Below are 17037 nucleotides of genomic sequence, written 5' to 3' on the forward strand. Positions count from 1 at the left end.
TGCAGTGCGCCAGGCGCGGATGGCCCCAGCATACCGGCGGCACTGCCTGCAAACCAGTGCCCAAACCGCCAGCAGCCGCCCTCCAACTACCTTTTAAAACAAGCGTATGTTTTTCCATTGACAGCTTCCGGGCATCCCCATAACCTCGTCGGACGTTTCAACGTACCCAGGAAAACGGACGTGGGCAGCATCTATCTGATTCGGCATGGCCAGGCCTCTTTCGGGGCAGACGACTATGACGTCCTGTCGCCCATCGGTGTGGAACAGGCGCAGGTGCTCGGTCGTCATCTCGCCGACCTGGGGCTTGCCTTCGACCGCTGCATCGCCGGTGACCTGCGCCGCCAACAGCACACTGCCACCGCCACCTTCGAATCCTTCAGCGCCCTCGGCTTGCCGGTCCCGCCCGTGGAAACCGACAGCGCATTCAATGAATTCGACGCCGAAGCGGTGATCCGCGCGCTGCTCCCCGAGCTGTTGAGCGAAGAACCCGAGGCCCTCGACATCCTGCGCAACGCCGCGCAAAACCGCCGCGAGTTCCAGCGCATCTTTGCGCTGATCATCGACCGCTGGCTGGCCGGCACTTACGACCCGCCGGGGCTGGAAAGCTGGCTGGGGTTCGTCGAGCGCGTACAGGGCGGTCTGCAGCGTCTGCTGGATAAGGCCGACGACGCCGACAAGATCGCCGTGTTCACCTCCGGCGGCACCATCACCGCCCTGCTCCACCTGATCACCCGAATGCCTGCCGCGCAGGCCTTCGAGCTGAACTGGCAAATTGTTAACACCTCGCTCAACCAGCTGAAATTCCGCGGTCGCGAGGTGGCCCTGGCTTCCTTCAACAGTCATGCGCACTTGCAACTGTTGAAGGCGCCGCAGCTCATCACGTTCCGATGAACTGCGGCCCACCGTGACCCCAAGGTCACTGGACTCTACCCTAAAGGATCGAAACCATGACTGACGTAGCCAAAGCCGTAGCAGCAATGAAAGCCAAATTCAACCCAAGCGCCGCCGAAGGTCTGGACCTGGTGTTCGGTTTCCGTATCGATGACACCAAGAACTTCTCGCTGGTGGTCAAGGACAAGACCTGCGAACTGCTGGAAGGCGAAAACCCGGACGCCCAGGTCACGCTGGTGATGGACAGCGAAACCCTGGAAGGCATCGTCGACGGCTCCACCGACGGCATGCAGGCGTTCATGGGCGGCAAGCTGCGCACCGAAGGCGACATGATGCTGGCCATGAAGCTGAGCGAATTGTTCCCGTCCTGAGTACCCGTGGGAGGGGCTCGCCCCTCCCATATCAGTTTTTCGGTTGCAGCAACAACGCCACCAACGCGCTCCACCCCGTCTGATGCGACGCCCCCAGGCCTCGCCCCGTTTCTCCATGGAAATACTCATGGAACAGCACCAGGTCGCGACTCGCCGGGTCCGCCTCCAGCTGCGCATACCCCGCCATCGAAGGCCGCAGGCCGTTTTCATCCCTTAGAAACAATCGCGTCAAGCGTTGACTCAAGCTGTCGGCGACCTCCCCCATCGACGCCAGATAACCACTCCCCGTGGGGTACTCCACCGAAAAATTATCCGCGTAGTAACGATGAAACTCGCGCAGCGACTCGATCAGCATGTAGTTCACCGGCATCCACACCGGCCCGCGCCAATTGGAATTGCCACCGTACAGGCGTGAATCGGATTCGCCGGGCTGATAGCGCGCGCTCAGGCTGTCGCCATTCATCTGCAGCGCCAGCGGCTGCTCGGCGAAGGCTTTGGACAGGGAGCGCACGCCGAACGCCGAGAGAAACTCATCGTCATCCAGCATGCGCCGCAGCAGGTCCTTGGTGCGCTCGCCGCGCAGTAACGCCAGCAACAGGCGATTGCCCTGCCCCGGTTCATTCCAGCGCGACACCAGCCTGGCCAGATCAGGCCGGTGATGCATAAAGCCCAACAGCCGTTCGCGCAACCCCGCCAGGCCTTCATGCTCGCGCTGCTCCAGCACCAGCACGGCGAACAGCGGCATCAGGCCGACAATCGAGCGCAGGCGCACCGGCTCGCTGTGGCCATCGGGGCGGTGCAGCACGTCGTAGAAAAACAGGTCCTGCTCATCCCACAGGCCTTCGGCGCTGTCGTCGACGCGGTTGATGGCGCCGGCGATATACAGGAAGTGCTCGAAGAACTTCACCGCAATGTCGACGTACACCGCATTGCGCCTGGCCAGTTCCAGGCCGATGCGCATCAGGTCCAGCGCATAGGCTGCCACCCACGCGGTGCCATCGGCCTGATCCAGTTGATAACCCGGTGGCAACGTCGCCGAGCGGTCGAACAAGGCAATGTTGTCCAGGCCCAGAAACCCGCCCTGAAACAGGTTGCGCCCCTCGGCATCCTTGCGGTTGACCCACCAGGAAAAATTCAGCAGCAGTTTGTGGAAAATCCGCTCGAGAAAATCCATATCGCCGACGCCCGTGAGCGCCTTGTCCTGCTGATACACGCGCCAGCTGGCCCAGGCATGCACCGGCGGGTTGGCATCGTCGAAACGCCACTCATAGGCCGGCAACTGGCCATTGGGGTGCATGAAGCGGTCCTTCACCAACAGCAGCAGTTGTTGCTTGGCATAGCCCGGGTCGATCAGGGCAAACGCCACCGCCTGGAAGCCCTGATCCCAGGACGCGTACCACGGGTATTCCCAGGTGTCAGGCATTGAGAGGATGTCGAAGTTGGACAAGTGCCGCCAATGGGTATTGCGAATGTGCAAGCGCTCGGGCGGCGGCGCCGGTTGGGCCGGGTCGCCGTCGAGCCACTGGTTCACATCGAAATAATAGAGCTGCTTGGACCACAGCAGGCCGGCCAGGGCCTGACGCTGCACATTGCGTGCGTCTTCATCGACGAGGCCCTGTTGCAGGGCGGCGTAGAAGTCATCGGTTTCCTCGCGGCGCTGGTCGAACAGCTTGCGCGCATTGACCTCAGGCGCGCCCACCGGCGCAAAGCGCAGGTAGACCGTTTTGCTTTCCAGCCCCGCCAGTTCCAGGATGAAACGCGCGGCGACCTTGGTGCCCGCGTCACGCCGAATGGCGGCCTGCACACCGTCCACTACGTAATCGTTGATGCCATCCTTGAACGGCCCGGGCGCGGCTTGCCCGTCAAGCCTGGGGTAGTTGGTTTCGTTCTCGCAGAACAGCCATTCCACGCCGTCCTGGCCCCAGGCACCGAGCTGGTAATCGGGCAATTCATGATGACGCGCGAGCACGCGCTCACCGTCGAGTTTCAATTGCGGCTTGGCCGCGTCAGCGGTCCAGCTCCAGTCGTTGCGCGCCCACACCTGGGGCAGCACCTGCAGGCGCGTCGGCTGCTCGGCGCGGTTGTGCACGGTGACGCGCATACAAATATCGTCCGGCTGATGCTTGGCGTACTCGACGCTGACGTCGCAATAGCGGTTGTCTGCAAACACGCCGGTGTCGAGGATTTCATACTCGGCATCACCCAGCCCGCGTCGCGCGTTTTCGCTGATCAGGTCGGCATAGGGAAACGCTGCATGGGGGTATTTGTAGAGCATGCGCATATAGGCATGGCTCGGCACGCCGTCGACGAAAAAGTACAGCTCCTTGACGTCCTCACCGTGGTTGCCCTCGGCGTTGTTCAGGCCGAACAGGCGCTCCTTGAGGATCACATCGCGCTCGTTCCACAGCGCCAGGCCCAGGCACCAGCGCTGCGCCTTGTCACTGAAACCGGCCAGGCCATCCTCGCCCCAGCGGTAGGCGCGGCTGCGCGCATGTTCATGGGGGAAGTAGCGCCAGGCATCGCCGTCGGCGCTGTAGTCTTCGCGCACCGTGCCCCATTGGCGCTCACTCAAATACGGCCCCCACGCGCGCCAATCCTCGGCATCCTCGGTCGCCAGGCGCTGGCCTTCAACCGTTTCACGTAGTCGGGTATTGGGTGTGGCCGTCATGGAGTCCTCCGTCGCCTGCCTGATAGACGCAGTGTAGAGCCCAACCGCGCGCGGATGCACATGAAGACTTGGAAGACGCCTTTCATTCATTTGCAGAATGAAGTCCTGAGGATTCTTCGTTTGCACGCGCACCCCGCGCCCAACAAAATCCCGTGAACGGCCACGCTCATCGCCACTGCCATCAGGAATTTTTCTATGTCCAGCACCGCCCACGTCAGCCCCGACGACATTCGCAAAGGTTTCTCCAGGGCCATGTCCGACATGTACCGCGATGAAGTGCCGCTTTACGGCGCGCTGCTGGAGCTGGTGGCCGAGACCAACCGCCGCGTACTCGACAGCGACCCGGGCCTGGCGCAACAGCTGCAACGCACTGGCGAACGCCAGCGTCTGGACATGGAACGCCACGGTGCTATTCGTGTGGGCACGGCTGCCGAGCTGGCAACCCTGCGCCGCTTGTTCGCGGTGATGGGCATGCAGCCGGTGGGCTATTACGACCTGACCCCGGCCGGGGTGCCGGTGCATTCCACGGCGTTTCGTGCGGTGCATGAAAGCGCGTTGCAAACCAGCCCGTTCCGCGTATTCACCTCGCTGCTGCGCCTGGAACTGATCGAAAACCCCGAGCTGCGCGCCTTCGCCGAAACCGCCCTGGCCAAACGCTCGATCTTCACCCCGGGCGCTTTGGCGCTGATCGAACACGCCGAGCAACAGGGTGGCCTCAACGCCGCGCAGGCCGATGAATTCATCCGCCAGGCCCTGGAGACTTTTCGCTGGCACCACACTGCTACCGTCACCGGCGCGCAGTACCGGCAATTGAGTGACCAGCACCGCCTGATCGCCGATGTGGTGGCCTTCAAGGGCCCGCACATCAATCACCTGACCCCGCGCACCCTGGACATCGACCAGGTGCAGGCCGCGATGCCCGGCAAAGGCATCACGCCCAAAGCGGTGATCGAAGGACCGCCGCGCCGCCGTTGCCCGATCCTGCTGCGCCAGACCAGCTTCAAGGCGCTTGACGAACCCATCGCCTTCACCGATGCCCACGGCAGCCACAGCGCGCGCTTCGGCGAAATCGAACAACGCGGCGTCGCCCTCACCCCCAAGGGCCGCGCGCTGTACGACCAACTGCTGAACGCCGCGCGCGAGGAACTGGGTGCCTTTCCCAACGAGGCCAACGCCGGGCGCTACACGCAGTTGATGGCACAGCACTTCCAGGCGTTCCCCGACGATCATGCGCTGATGCGTGAACAGGGCCTGGCCTATTTTCGTTATTTCGCCACCGAGCAGGGCCTTGCAGCACGCGGCCAGGCCGACCGGCCGCGCACGCTGGAGGCACTTTTGCGCGCCGGCCATGTGGCGATTGAACCGTTGGTGTATGAGGATTTTCTGCCGGTGAGTGCGGCGGGGATTTTCCAGTCGAATTTGGGGGATGCGGCGCAGAGTCACTATGCGGCGAACTCGAACCAGGCCGAGTTCGAGCAGGCGCTGGGGTGCAGGACAATCGATGAATTGCAGTTGTATGCACAGACGCAACAACGTTCCATCGACGCCTGCACCCAGGCATTGCTGTAGGAGCAAGCGTGCTCCTACAGCCGTTGGCATTCAGCTCAGGCGGTTTCTGATCTCATCTTGATCAAGCGGTCTCTGATCTCATCTTTGATCAACAGGCGTTTCTTCTTGAGCTTCTCTACATCCTCATCGTTGGCACTGGCTTTTTCCGCCTCCAGCACGTCCTTGTCGGCGGCGTCATAGCGAGTGAGCAGCGCGTCCAGCCGTTTATCGTTCGCCCTGTGTTTGTGAACGTCGTCCTTGCTCATCCCCAGGTCCTGATACAGGTCGTGTTTAACTGGCATGGCCTACCTCCGCACGTTGATCAATGGCTTACGCCTTTGAAACTAGCCCATTCCTGACGCGCTTGTCATGTTTCAAGCCCATCGGTTCCGTTCGTCGCGGCGCGAAGGATGGGATCAAACCTTTGCGCTGAGCTGCCCTCCACTGTAGATCGCCACCCAAGGGAGACCGGTTCATGAATCACGCTGCCACCGCTGTCGACACCCAATGCATCAACACCCTCCGCACCCTGGCCATGGACGCCGTGCAGAAGGCCAACTCCGGCCATCCGGGCACGCCCATGGGCCTGGCGCCGGTGGGGTATACGCTGTGGAGTCGATTCCTGCGCTATCACCCCGAGCACCCGGACTGGCCCAACCGCGACCGCTTTGTGCTGTCGGTGGGCCATGCGTCGATGCTGCTGTATTCGCTGCTGCACCTGGCCGGTGTGGTCGAGATCGACGCCCACGGCAAGCGTAGCGGCCAGCCGGCAATCAGCCTGGACGATATCAAGCAGTTCCGGCAGATGAGTTCCAAGACCCCAGGGCACCCCGAGTACCGCATGACCACTGGCGTGGAGACCACCACCGGCCCGCTCGGCCAGGGCTGCGCCAACAGCGTCGGCATGGCGATGGCCGAGCGCTGGCTGGCCAAGCGCTTCAACCGCGACGGTCAGGTGCTGTTCGATTACAACGTCTACACCCTGTGCGGCGACGGCGACATGATGGAAGGCATCAGCAGCGAAGCCGCGTCGATGGCCGGCCACTTGAAGCTGGATAACCTGTGCTGGATCTACGACAACAACACCATCAGCATCGAAGGCCACACGGAACTGGCGTTCAGCGAAGACGTGATCAAACGCTTCCAGGCCTATGGCTGGCACACCCTGCACGTCACCGACGCCAATGATCTGCAGGCATTGAGCGACGCATTGACCACCTTCCAGGCCAACACCGGCGCGCCGACCCTGATCGTGGTGGACAGCGTGATCGGCTACGGCTCGCCGCACAAACACAACACCGCAGCGGCCCACGGCGAGCCGCTGGGTGACGACGAAATTCGCCTGACCAAGGCGGCCTACGGCTGGCCGGAAGATTCCAGCTTCCTGGTGCCCGAAGTCGCGCGCACGGTATTGCGTGACGCGCTGCATGAGCGTGCAGAGCCTTTGTTTGCGCAGTGGAACCAGACCCTGTCGCGCCTCGACCCGCAACTGGCCGATGAACTGCAGCGCATGCGCGCCGGTGAAATGCCCGCGCAGTGGCAGGCGCAACTGCCCGACTATGCGGCCGACGCCAAGGGCGTGGCCAGCCGCGCCGCCGGTGGCGAGGTGCTGAATGCCTTCGCCCAGCAGATTCCATGGTTGCTCGGCGGTTCGGCGGATTTGTCGCCTTCGACCAAGACCAACCTCACCTTCGACGGCGCCGGGCGTTTCAGCGCCGATGACTACAGCGGGCGCAACCTGCACTTCGGCATCCGCGAACACGCCATGGGCGCGATTGCCAACGGCATGGCGCTGTCCTACCTGCGGCCGTACACCTCGACCTTCCTGGTGTTCAGCGACTACATGAAACCGCCGATCCGCCTGGCGGCGATCATGGAACTGCCGGTGGTGTTCGTGTTTACCCATGACTCGATCGGCGTGGGCGAAGACGGCCCCACTCACCAGCCCATCGAGCACCTGACCCAACTGCGCGCCACACCGGGACTGCTGACCCTGCGCCCGGGCGATGCAAATGAAACCCTGGAAGTGTGGAAAGTGGCGCTGGCGCAAACCCATCGGCCCAGTTGTGTGGTGCTCTCGCGCCAGCCGCTGCCGACCCTGGACCGTACGAAGTACGCAGCCGCCAGCGGCGCGGCCAAGGGTGCCTATGTGCTGGCGGGTGCCGAGCAACCTCAAGTGCTGCTGTTGGCGACGGGCAGTGAAGTGAGCCTGGCGGTGGCGGCGTATGAACAGCTCAAGGGTGAAGGGATTGCCGCGCAGGTCGTCTCGATGCCCAGCTGGGAACTGTTCGAGGACCAGGACCAGGCCTACCGCGACAGCGTCTTGCCGCCCGCGGTGAAAGCCCGCGTGGTGGTGGAACAGGCCGGCCCGCTGGGCTGGGACCGCTATGTCGGGCAGACCGGCGCCAAAGTGGTGATGAACAGCTTCGGCGCCTCGGCCCCACTGGCCAAACTGCAGGAGAAGTTCGGCTTCACCGTGGACAATGTGGTCAAGCAGGCCAAGCAGCAAATCCAGCTGAATCAACACTGATCCACCTGTGGGAGGGGCTTGCTCCCGATGGCGGTGTCACAGTCAACATCTGCATTGACTGACCCACCGCTATCGGGAGCAGCCCCCTCCCACATTGGCCGAAGGGGGCCGCACAGGTTCGGGGTCGCCTGAGATTTACTCAAGAAGCCCAAACACACATCCAACTGACCCAACACCCTCCCACAGGTGACCTTCCCTGGTTGTTAGACCCGCTCGCGCGCCAGAAACGGCGCGGTGCGGCTTTTCTTGCTCCTGGCGACCTTTTGCGGCGTGCCACAGGCAACCACGGTGCCGCCCTCATCGCCGGCCCCCGGCCCGATGTCGATCACCCAGTCGCTCTGGGCCACTACGCGCATTTCATGCTCCACCACAACCACCGTGTGCCCTGCGTCCACCAGTTGATTGAGCTGGCTGAGCAAGCGGTCGACGTCGCGGGGATGCAATCCGGTGGTCGGCTCGTCGAGCACATACAAGGTCGCGCCCCGGGCATTGCGTTGCAGCTCGGTGGCGAGCTTGATGCGTTGCGCTTCGCCACCGGACAGCTCGGTCGCCGGCTGCCCCAGGCGCAAGTAGCCCAAACCGATATCGCGCAGCACCTGCAGTGAACGCAGCACAGCAGGTTGCTCGGCGAACACCTCGACCGCCTGTTCCACCGTCAGCCCCAGCACCTCGGCGATGCTCAGGCCTTGCCATTTGATCGCCAGGGTCTCGGGGTTGTAGCGCGCACCGTGACAGGTCGGGCATGGCGCGTACACGCTGGGCATGAACAGCAACTCAACGCTGACAAACCCTTCACCCTCGCACTGCGGGCAACGGCCCTTGGCGACGTTGAACGAGAACTGCCCCGCGTCATACCCGTGCTTCGTGGCCGCCGGCGTGGCGGCAAACAGTTTGCGCACGTTGTCGAACAGCCCGGTGTAGGTTGCCAGATTGGAACGCGGGGTACGGCCGATGGGTTTCTGGTCCACCTGCACCAGCCGACGGATATGCTCGAGCCCGGAGCGGATGTGCCCGCCACTGGTTTGCGGGGCGTCGTCCTCCAAGCTGGGCTCTTCGTCATTGACCACCCGGCTGCCGAGGCCGCTGCCCACCAGGTCCAGCAGCGCCTGGCTGACCAGGCTGGATTTGCCCGAGCCGGAAATACCGGTCACCGCCGTGAAACAGCCCAGCGGGAAATCCACCTTCACGTCATTGAGGTTGTTGCGCGTCACGCCTTCCAGCTTCAACCACGCAGCGGGCTCACGGCGCGTCGAGGGCAACGCCTGCCCTTCGGCAAACAGGTACGCGCGGGTCTGCGAAGCCTGCACGTCCGCCAGCCCGGCCGGCGGGCCGCTGTACAGCACTTGCCCGCCGTGTTCGCCGGCGGCCGGGCCCACGTCGATCAGCCAGTCGGCGCGGCGCATGGTTTCCAGGTCATGCTCCACCACGAACAGCGAATTGCCGGCGGCTTTCAGGCGCTCGAGCGCGGTGAACAGCGCCTCGCCATCGGCCGGGTGCAAGCCCGCCGAGGGCTCGTCCAGCACATAGATCACGCCGAACAACTGCGAGCCCAATTGCGTGGCCAGGCGCAAACGCTGCAACTCGCCGGACGACAGGGTCGGCGTGCTGCGCTCCAGGGACAGGTAACCCAGGCCCAGGTCGATCAAGGTGCTGACCCGTTCGAGCAGGTCCTGGGCGATGCGTTGCGCGGCCAGGCGTTTCTCCACCGACAGCTTCATGCGGTCCTGCCCTGCCGCCACCGGGCGCAACAGTTCGGCCAGTTGCGAAAGAGACAGCTGCGACAACTCGCCGATATCCACCCCGGCAAATTTCACCGACAGCGCCGCACGCGTCAGGCGCTTGCCCTCGCACAGCGGGCAGGCGCTGCCTTGCATGAACTGCGACACGCGCTTTTTCATCAGCGCGCTTTGGGTGTGGCTGAAGGTGTGCAGGATATAGCGCCGCGCACCGCTGAATGTGCCCTGGTAACTCGGCTCCAGCTTGCGCTTCAACGCGTCGCGGGTCTGCGCCGGGGTGAAGCCGGCGTACACCGGCACCGTCGGGGTTTCTTCGGTGAAGAGGATCCAGTCACGCTGCTTTTTCGGCAGGTCGCGCCAGGGGATATCGACGTCATAGCCCAGGGTCACGAGGATGTCGCGCAGGTTCTGGCCCTGCCACGCCAACGGCCAGGCGGCCACTGCACGCTGGCGGATCGTCAATGAGGGATCGGGCACCATCAGCGCCTCGGTCACCTCATACACGCGGCCCAGGCCATGGCACTCCGGGCAGGCGCCCTGGGGCAGGTTCGGCGAAAAGTCCTCGGCATACAGCATCGCCTGGCCCGGCGGGTAGCTGCCGGCGCGCGAATACAGCATGCGGATCAGGCTCGACAAGGTGGTCACACTGCCCACCGAGGAACGCGCGCTCGGCGTGCCGCGCTGTTGTTGCAGGGCCACGGCTGGCGGCAGGCCTTCGATGGAGTCCACGTCCGGCACGCCGACCTGATCGATCAGGCGCCGCGCATAAGGCGCCACCGACTCGAAATAACGGCGCTGGGCCTCGGCATACACCGTGGAAAACGCCAGTGACGACTTGCCGGAACCTGACACGCCGGTAAACACCACCAGGGCATCCCGTGGAATATCCACGTCGACGTTGCGCAGGTTGTGTTCGCGGGCGCCGCGTACCCGGACGAAACCTGGGCGTTGGACGGAGATCGGGGGGATGCTGCGCGGTGAAGTCATTGGCAACCTTGTCGTGCGGTAAGCATGCTGCGCACCCGTAGCGTGAGGGCTTCGGGGCTGTAGGGCTTGCTCAGCAGATGAATGTCGGGGCTCAGCAGGTGGTTGCTGGAGAGAATGTCGCGGGTGTGGCCGGAGGTGAACAGCACCGGCACCGGCGGCTGTTGCTGGCGAGCCCAGTCGGCCAGGTCGGTACTTTTGACCCGGCCCGGCATCACCACGTCGGTAAAGATCAGTTCCGGTTGCAGGCCGGTTTGCAGCTTTTGCATGGCCTGGTCGCCGTCGTCGGCGGTGAGCACGGTGTAGCCCGACTGTTCGAGCACTTCCACCACGGTGAGGCGCACGCCTTCGTTATCCTCGACCACCAGGATGGTTTCCTGGCCGCCGACAGTCTCCACGGGCTCATCCACCGACTCCCCGCATTCCTCACCAAGGCTGCGCGGGAAATACAACTGCACCACGGTGCCCTTGCCTTCGGCGCTGCACACGTCGACATGCCCGCCGCTTTGGCGCACAAAGCCGAACACCATGCTCAAGCCCAGCCCGGTGCCGTGGCCGTCGCGCTTGGTGGTGAAGAACGGTTCGAACACCTTGGCCTGGATCGCCGGTGACATGCCCACCCCGGTGTCGCTCACCGACAGGCGCACGTACTCGCCGGGGCTGATGCTTTTGCCCACGCAATCCTTGGGATTGAGGATGATGTTTTCGCCACTGATGCGAATCACGCCTTCGCCTTTCATGGCGTCCCGCGCGTTGATCGCCAGATTGAGCAGGGCATTTTCCAGCTGGTTGCGGTCGACGTGAATGCGCCACGGGTCGCGCGGCAGTTGCACATCGATATGGATGGTTTCACCCAGCGCACGCTGCAACAGCTCACCGAGGCTTTCATAAATGCGCAAAGGGTTGTACACCGCCGGCGACAGCGGCTGACGACGGGCGAACGCGAGCAATTGCGAGGACAGCTTGGCGCCCCGCTCCACGGCGGCGATGGCCGCCGTGACACGGCGCTGTACCTGAGGGTTATCCGGCTCATGCCGGGCCAGCAGGTGCAGGTTGCCGGCGATCACTTGCAGCAGATTGTTGAAGTCGTGGGCCACGCCGCCGGTCAGGCCGCCGATGGCTTCGAGTTTCTGCGACTGGCGCAACTGTTCCTCGGCGGTCGAACGCGCCTGCACTTCGGCGGCGACGCGCTGCTCAAGGTTGTGGGTGAGCTCCTGGCGCACCCGCTCGGACTTCACCAGTTCGGTGGTCTCCACCACAATCGCCAACACCCCGGCCGGTTGCTGGTTGTCGCCGGCAACCGGGCTGTAATAAAGGTCGAGCCACAGGGTTTCGGGCCTGCCGTGACGCGACAGCACCAGTTCCTTGTTGTTGAACGACAGGGTGCCGCCGGCCAGGCAGGTGTCCACCACATGCCGGTTGAACTCGGCCACTTCCGGCCAGCCCTGCTCCACCGGCGTGCCCAGCAGGTAGGGATGGCGCCCGCCGGCGAACACCGAATAGCTGTCGTTGTAGATCATGTAACCCGCCCGCCCCCACAGCATCACCATCGGCACGGGAGATGCGAGCATCATCTGCACCGTGCAAGCCAGACTGGTCGACCATTCGTCGAGCGGCCCCAGGTCGGTGTTCGACCAGTCGAACGCGCGAATGCGTTGGGCCATTTCACCGGCCCAGCCTTCACAGTCATGTGGGTTGGATAAGAATTGCATGGTTGGGCTCTGCACAAAGAGGACGTTTGCAAGGTTTGGAGCATGCCAGTTGTAGATGGTTTCATCCGGACTTATTTAGGGCGCAAACACTATGCAATCAACGGCTTCAATGGAAATCCCGGCTGCGCACATGGATGCCGTCCAGCAGCGGCGTGAGGTCGGTGAGACGCCCGGCGATCAGGTGCCGCACTTCGCCCACCGCCTCCCAGCGCCCATCCACCTTGAGCAGGCGCGAACCCACCAGGGCCTGGCGCTGGCGCTCGGCGAGGTCGCGCCAGACCACCACATTGAGGTTGCCGAATTCATCTTCCAGGGTGACGAAGGTCACGCCGCTGGCAGTGCCGGGCCGTTGCCGCCCCGTGACCAGCCCCGCCACACTGACGTTGCGCCCATGCTCCACCGTCGCCAGCTCGCGGGAACTGCGACAACGCCGCTTGCGCAACTCCGCGCGCAGCAAGGCCAGCGGGTGCGGGCCCAGGGTGGTGCCGAGGGTGGCGTAGTCGGCGTACAGGTCTTCGCCCAACGTTGGCGCGGGCAACGCCACCGGGGTTGCGTCGGCGCCGGGCAGGCCGGCAAACAGCCCCAGCTGTTTATGCACCCCGGCCACGTCCCAGCGCGCCTGGTGCCGGTTGCCGGCCAGCGCACGTAATGCACCGGCATCGGCCAGCAGGGCCTGGGCACGCGAATCCAGCCCGGTCCGCTCGTCAAGGTCGGCAATGTCGCCGAACACACGACGCCCGCGCGCGGCCTCGATGCGCCGCGCGTCGTCTTCGCGAAACCCCGAGATCATGCGCAGCCCCAGGCGAATTGCCGGTTGCTGGCCGTCGATGGGCTCCAGGCTGCAATCCCAGTCACTGGCGAGCACGTCCACCGGGCGGATCTGCAGGCGATGGCGGCGTGCGTCCTGCAGGATCTGGTCCGGGCTGTAGAAACCCATGGGCCAGCTGTTGATCAGCGCACAGGCGAACGCCGCCGGCTCATGGCACTTGAGCCAGCAACTGGCGTAGGTCAGCAGGGCAAAGCTGGCCGCGTGGGATTCGGGAAAACCATAGCTGCCAAAGCCCTTGATCTGCTCGAAGATCTGCGCGGCAAAGGCTTCGGTGTAGCCGTTCTTCATCATGCCGGTGCGCAGGCGTTCCTGATGGGGCTCCAGCCCGCCATGGCGTTTCCAGGCAGCCATGGAACGGCGCAACTGGTCGGCCTCGCCGGGGCTGTAGTCGGCGGCGACCATGGCGATCTGCATCACCTGTTCCTGGAACAGCGGGATGCCCAGAGTGCGTTCCAGCACCTCTTTTAAGGCAGGCGACGGATAAGTCGTGGGTTCTTCTTTATTACGCCGACGCAGATACGGATGCACCATGCCGCCCTGAATCGGCCCGGGCCGTACGATGGCGACTTCAATCACCAGGTCGTAAAACGTCTGCGGCTTGAGCCTGGGCAACATCGACATCTGCGCCCGCGACTCGATCTGGAACACACCGATGGTGTCGGCCTTGCTGATCATCGCGTAGGTGGCCGGGTCTTCCTTGGGGATCGACGCCAGCGTCAGGTCCCGGTTGCGGTGGCGGCGCAGCAGGTCGAAGCAGCGACGGATCGCGCTGAGCATGCCCAGGGCGAGGATATCCACCTTGAGCAGGCCCACGGCGTCGAGGTCGTCCTTGTCCCACTGGATGATGGTGCGCTCGGCCATGGCCGCGTTTTCCACCGGCACCAGGGTGTCCAGCGGGTGTTCGGAAATCACGAAGCCGCCGGGGTGCTGGGACAGGTGCCGGGGGAAGCCGATCAACTGTTGGGTCAGCGTGAGCACCCGGCGCAGGATCGGGCTGTCCGGGTCGAAGCCGCTTTCACGCAGGCGCGCCAGCGGTGGTGCATCATCACTCCAGCGCCCGCAGCACTCGGCCAGCGCGTTGATCTGGTCGGCGGGCAAGCCCAGGGCCTTGGCCACATCGCGCACTGCGCCGGCCGCGTGATAACTGCTGACCACCGCCGTCAACGCCGCGCGGGCACGCCCGTAGCGTTGGAACACGTATTGCAGCACCTCCTCGCGGCGTTCGTGCTCGAAGTCGACGTCTATGTCCGGCGGTTCGTTGCGCTCCCTGGACAGGAAGCGCTCGAACAGCAGCCGGGTCAGGCTCGGGTCGATTTCGGTGATGCCCAGGGCAAAGCACACCGCCGAATTGGCCGCGGAGCCGCGCCCCTGGCACAGGATCGAACGGCTGCGGGCGAAACGTACGATGTCGTGCACCGTGAGGAAGTAGCTTTCGTAGCCCAGCTCGCTGATCAGCGCCAGCTCGATGTTGATCTGCTCCAGGGTGCCGGCCTCGACGCCCTGGGGCCAGCGCCGGGCAATGCCTTCTTCGGTGAGGGTACGCAGCCAGCTCTTGGCGCTGTGGCCGTCGGGCACCAGCTCGCGCGGATAGTGGTAGCGCAACTGGCAGAGGTCGAAGGTGCAGCGGCGGGCGATGGCCAGGGTTTCGTCGAGCAAGGCCTGGGGGTACAGCGCGGCCAGGGCCTCGCGGCTGCGCAGGTGGCGTTCGCCATTGGGGTGCAGGCGCGTGCCGGCTTCGGCCACCGGTACGTGATGGCGGATGGCGGTCATGGTGTCTTGCAGGGCCCGGCGACCGCGCGCATGCATGTGCACATCGCCACAGGCCACCGCCGGGATGTGCAGGCTGGCGGCCAGTTGCAGGCGCTGCTCCAGATGGCGCGCATCGTCCTGGCCGCAGTGCAGGTGCACCGCCAGCCACAGGCCGTCGACGAAGGTGCGGCGCAGCCATTGGATATCGGCCTGGGTATTGCCGTCTTCGGCCACCCACAGCGCCAGCAGGCCGGAAAACGGTGTGTCGAAGTCCTCCCGCAGCAGGCGATAACCGCCCTTTTCGGCACGCCGCCGGGCCAGGGTGATCAGCCGGCACAGGTGCTGGTAACCGATGAGGTCCTGCACCAGCAACACCAGTCTCGGGCCGTTTTCGATGCGCATCTCGCTGCCGATGATCAGCGGCACCTCCACCGCCTTCGCCGCCTGCCAGGCCCGCACGATGCCCGACAAGGTGCACTCATCGGTGATCGCCAGCGCGCGGTAACCCTGTTGTTTGGCACGCTCGAACAACTCCAGCGCACTCGAGGCGCCGCGCTGGAAGCTGAAGTTGGACAGGCAGTGCAGTTCGGCGTAGTTCATGCAAACCAGCCTTGCAGCCATAACCCGTCGCTTTGCCCCACGCTGCGGTAGGCCCAGCCCTGCTGACCGGCGCGGGTCTGGATCAGGTAGTAGTCGCGGCGGATGTCGGCGCCGTCCCACCAGCCGGATTCGATGCGTTCCGGGCCCATCAGAATCTGCACCCCCTGCTCGGCCAGCAGGGTTGGTTCGCGCAGCAGCCAGCCGGGGCGTTGCACCTTGTTCAGGGGTGGGCAGGGGTGTTTGTCGACCACCGCCTGCCAGGCACATTCGGGGCGGTGATCGGCATGAAAACGCAGGCCCTGCACCGCCTCATCCCCCAGGCGCGCGCGCAGGCGTTCGCGCAACTGTTCCCACGGCAGGGTTTGTTGCGGGCGGTCGTCGAACAGGTCCTGGCGCTGGGGCACGAACAACGGCAGGTCCTCGGCCACCAGGCGAAAGCCGCGTACCGGCGCGGTAACCTGCACCTGCTCAAGCCGCCCGCGAGCCAGCTCGAACAGCATCGCCGGTTCGCGCTCGGCGCTGAGCAGGCCGACCTTGATCACGCTGTCCGGCGCCTGGGCGTGTTCCAGGTGCAGGTCGAACCGTTGCACGCCGCTGTCGCGACCGCAGAGGAAGGCTGATAGATCGCCGGTCAGGCGGCGCAAGGGAAACAGCAGCGCCTGGTGGGAGTGCACGTCGAAATTCAATTCGATACGCGCATCGAACTGGTCCGGCGGCTGATAGAAGGCCAGGGCCAGGGGGCGCTGCCCGGTCAATGTATCCAGGTGCTGCAGCAGCCCGGCGTCAAAGCGCCGCGCCAGGGTATGCCGGGGCAGCGCCTGCACCTGCGCCAGCGTGCGCAGGCCCATGCGCGACAAGGCGGTGGCGGCCTGCGGGTTCAGGCCTGCACGGTCGATGGGCAGCGGCGCCAGGGCGTGCAGCAAGGCGCTGTCATCGGCCACGGCCAGGCCATCGTAAAGGTTCGCCAGCACCCGCGCCGCCGCCGGGTTGGGGGCGGCGACGATGCGGTGGCGAAACCCCAGTTCGGTGAGTTCCTTGCGCAAGCGCGCCTCGAACTGCGGCCAGGGCCCGAACAGGCCCAGGCTCGACTCGATCTCGAACAGCAGCGCACGCGGATAAAACACACTGACCTGGGAACTGAAACGGTAGGCCCAGGCCGCGAGAAACTGTTGCCAGTGTTCGATTTGAACCGGGTCGTACTCGGCGCTGGCAAAGGTTTTGCTCAGCGCATGGGCGGCCGTCAGCGACTGGCCGGGGCGCAAGCCCAAGGCGCGCGCGGCGGCATTGGCCGTTTGCACGACGCGGCGCTGCGGCGTGCCCGCCAGCAGCACCAGCGGTTGGTCCGGCTCGGGATGCAGACGCTGCACCCCGTCCAGCGCCAATTGCGGGAAGACAATACACACCCAGCGCATGGCAACC

Annotated in this window: 10 protein-coding genes; 4 read left to right on the forward strand and 6 right to left on the reverse strand. The window is 64.6% G+C overall.

Features of this window, described 5'->3' with window-relative positions:
• The first annotated feature begins 180 nt into the window (after positions 1-180).
• Together RHM60_RS05725 and RHM60_RS05730 are read left to right on the forward strand one after the other, a co-directional pair.
• Positions 181-891: a histidine phosphatase family protein gene (locus RHM60_RS05725; protein ID WP_231422959.1), complete on the forward strand. Its 711-nt coding sequence runs from the start codon at positions 181-183 to the stop codon at positions 889-891.
• Between the two features lie 56 nt (positions 892-947).
• Entirely contained in the window at positions 948-1262 is a 315-nt protein-coding gene (locus RHM60_RS05730) for an SCP2 sterol-binding domain-containing protein (protein WP_209982712.1), read from the forward strand.
• A 31-nt stretch (positions 1263-1293) separates the two neighbouring features.
• Here the strand turns inward: RHM60_RS05730 and RHM60_RS05735 are convergent, their stop codons facing one another.
• Positions 1294-3930 carry an MGH1-like glycoside hydrolase domain-containing protein gene (locus RHM60_RS05735; RefSeq protein WP_231422958.1) on the reverse strand — a complete coding sequence of 879 codons (2637 nt, stop codon included), beginning with the start codon at positions 3928-3930 and terminating at the stop codon, positions 1294-1296.
• Between the two features lie 195 nt (positions 3931-4125).
• Between RHM60_RS05735 and RHM60_RS05740 the strand changes: the two genes are divergently transcribed.
• Positions 4126-5499, forward strand: coding sequence for a VOC family protein (locus RHM60_RS05740; protein ID WP_322213913.1), 1374 nt, complete (start codon positions 4126-4128; stop codon positions 5497-5499).
• A 35-nt stretch (positions 5500-5534) separates the two neighbouring features.
• Here RHM60_RS05740 and RHM60_RS05745 read toward each other — a convergent pair whose 3' ends face one another.
• Positions 5535-5780 carry a DUF465 domain-containing protein gene (locus tag RHM60_RS05745; protein WP_322213914.1) on the reverse strand — a complete coding sequence of 82 codons (246 nt, stop codon included), beginning with the start codon at positions 5778-5780 and terminating at the stop codon, positions 5535-5537.
• Between the two features lie 173 nt (positions 5781-5953).
• On the opposite strand from RHM60_RS05745, the gene tkt reads away from it, so the two are divergent.
• Entirely contained in the window at positions 5954-8008 is a 2055-nt protein-coding gene (gene tkt, locus RHM60_RS05750) for a transketolase (protein ID WP_322213915.1), read from the forward strand.
• 203 nt (positions 8009-8211) lie between these two features.
• On the opposite strand, the gene uvrA is transcribed toward tkt, so the two are convergent.
• The 4 genes from uvrA to RHM60_RS05770 all read right to left on the reverse strand — a co-directional run bounded on the left by uvrA (position 8212) and on the right by RHM60_RS05770 (position 17030).
• Positions 8212-10731 (reverse strand): excinuclease ABC subunit UvrA, encoded by a 2520-nt coding sequence (gene uvrA, locus RHM60_RS05755; RefSeq protein ID WP_322213916.1) that lies wholly within the window; start codon positions 10729-10731, stop codon positions 8212-8214.
• Positions 10728-12440 carry an ATP-binding protein gene (locus RHM60_RS05760; RefSeq protein WP_209982725.1) on the reverse strand — a complete coding sequence of 571 codons (1713 nt, stop codon included), beginning with the start codon at positions 12438-12440 and terminating at the stop codon, positions 10728-10730. The genes uvrA and RHM60_RS05760 overlap by 4 nt, the downstream gene beginning before the upstream one ends.
• Before the next feature lie 106 nt (positions 12441-12546).
• Positions 12547-15639 (reverse strand): error-prone DNA polymerase, encoded by a 3093-nt coding sequence (locus tag RHM60_RS05765; RefSeq protein ID WP_322213918.1) that lies wholly within the window; start codon positions 15637-15639, stop codon positions 12547-12549.
• Complete coding sequence (locus RHM60_RS05770) at positions 15615-17030, reverse strand: Y-family DNA polymerase (RefSeq protein ID WP_209982729.1); 1416 nt, start codon at positions 17028-17030, stop codon at positions 15615-15617. Before RHM60_RS05770 ends, RHM60_RS05765 begins: the two co-directional genes overlap by 25 nt.
• Positions 17031-17037: the final 7 nt, after the last annotated feature.

It is taken from the genome of Pseudomonas sp. MH9.3, from assembly GCF_034354675.1.
Classification (GTDB): domain Bacteria; phylum Pseudomonadota; class Gammaproteobacteria; order Pseudomonadales; family Pseudomonadaceae; genus Aquipseudomonas.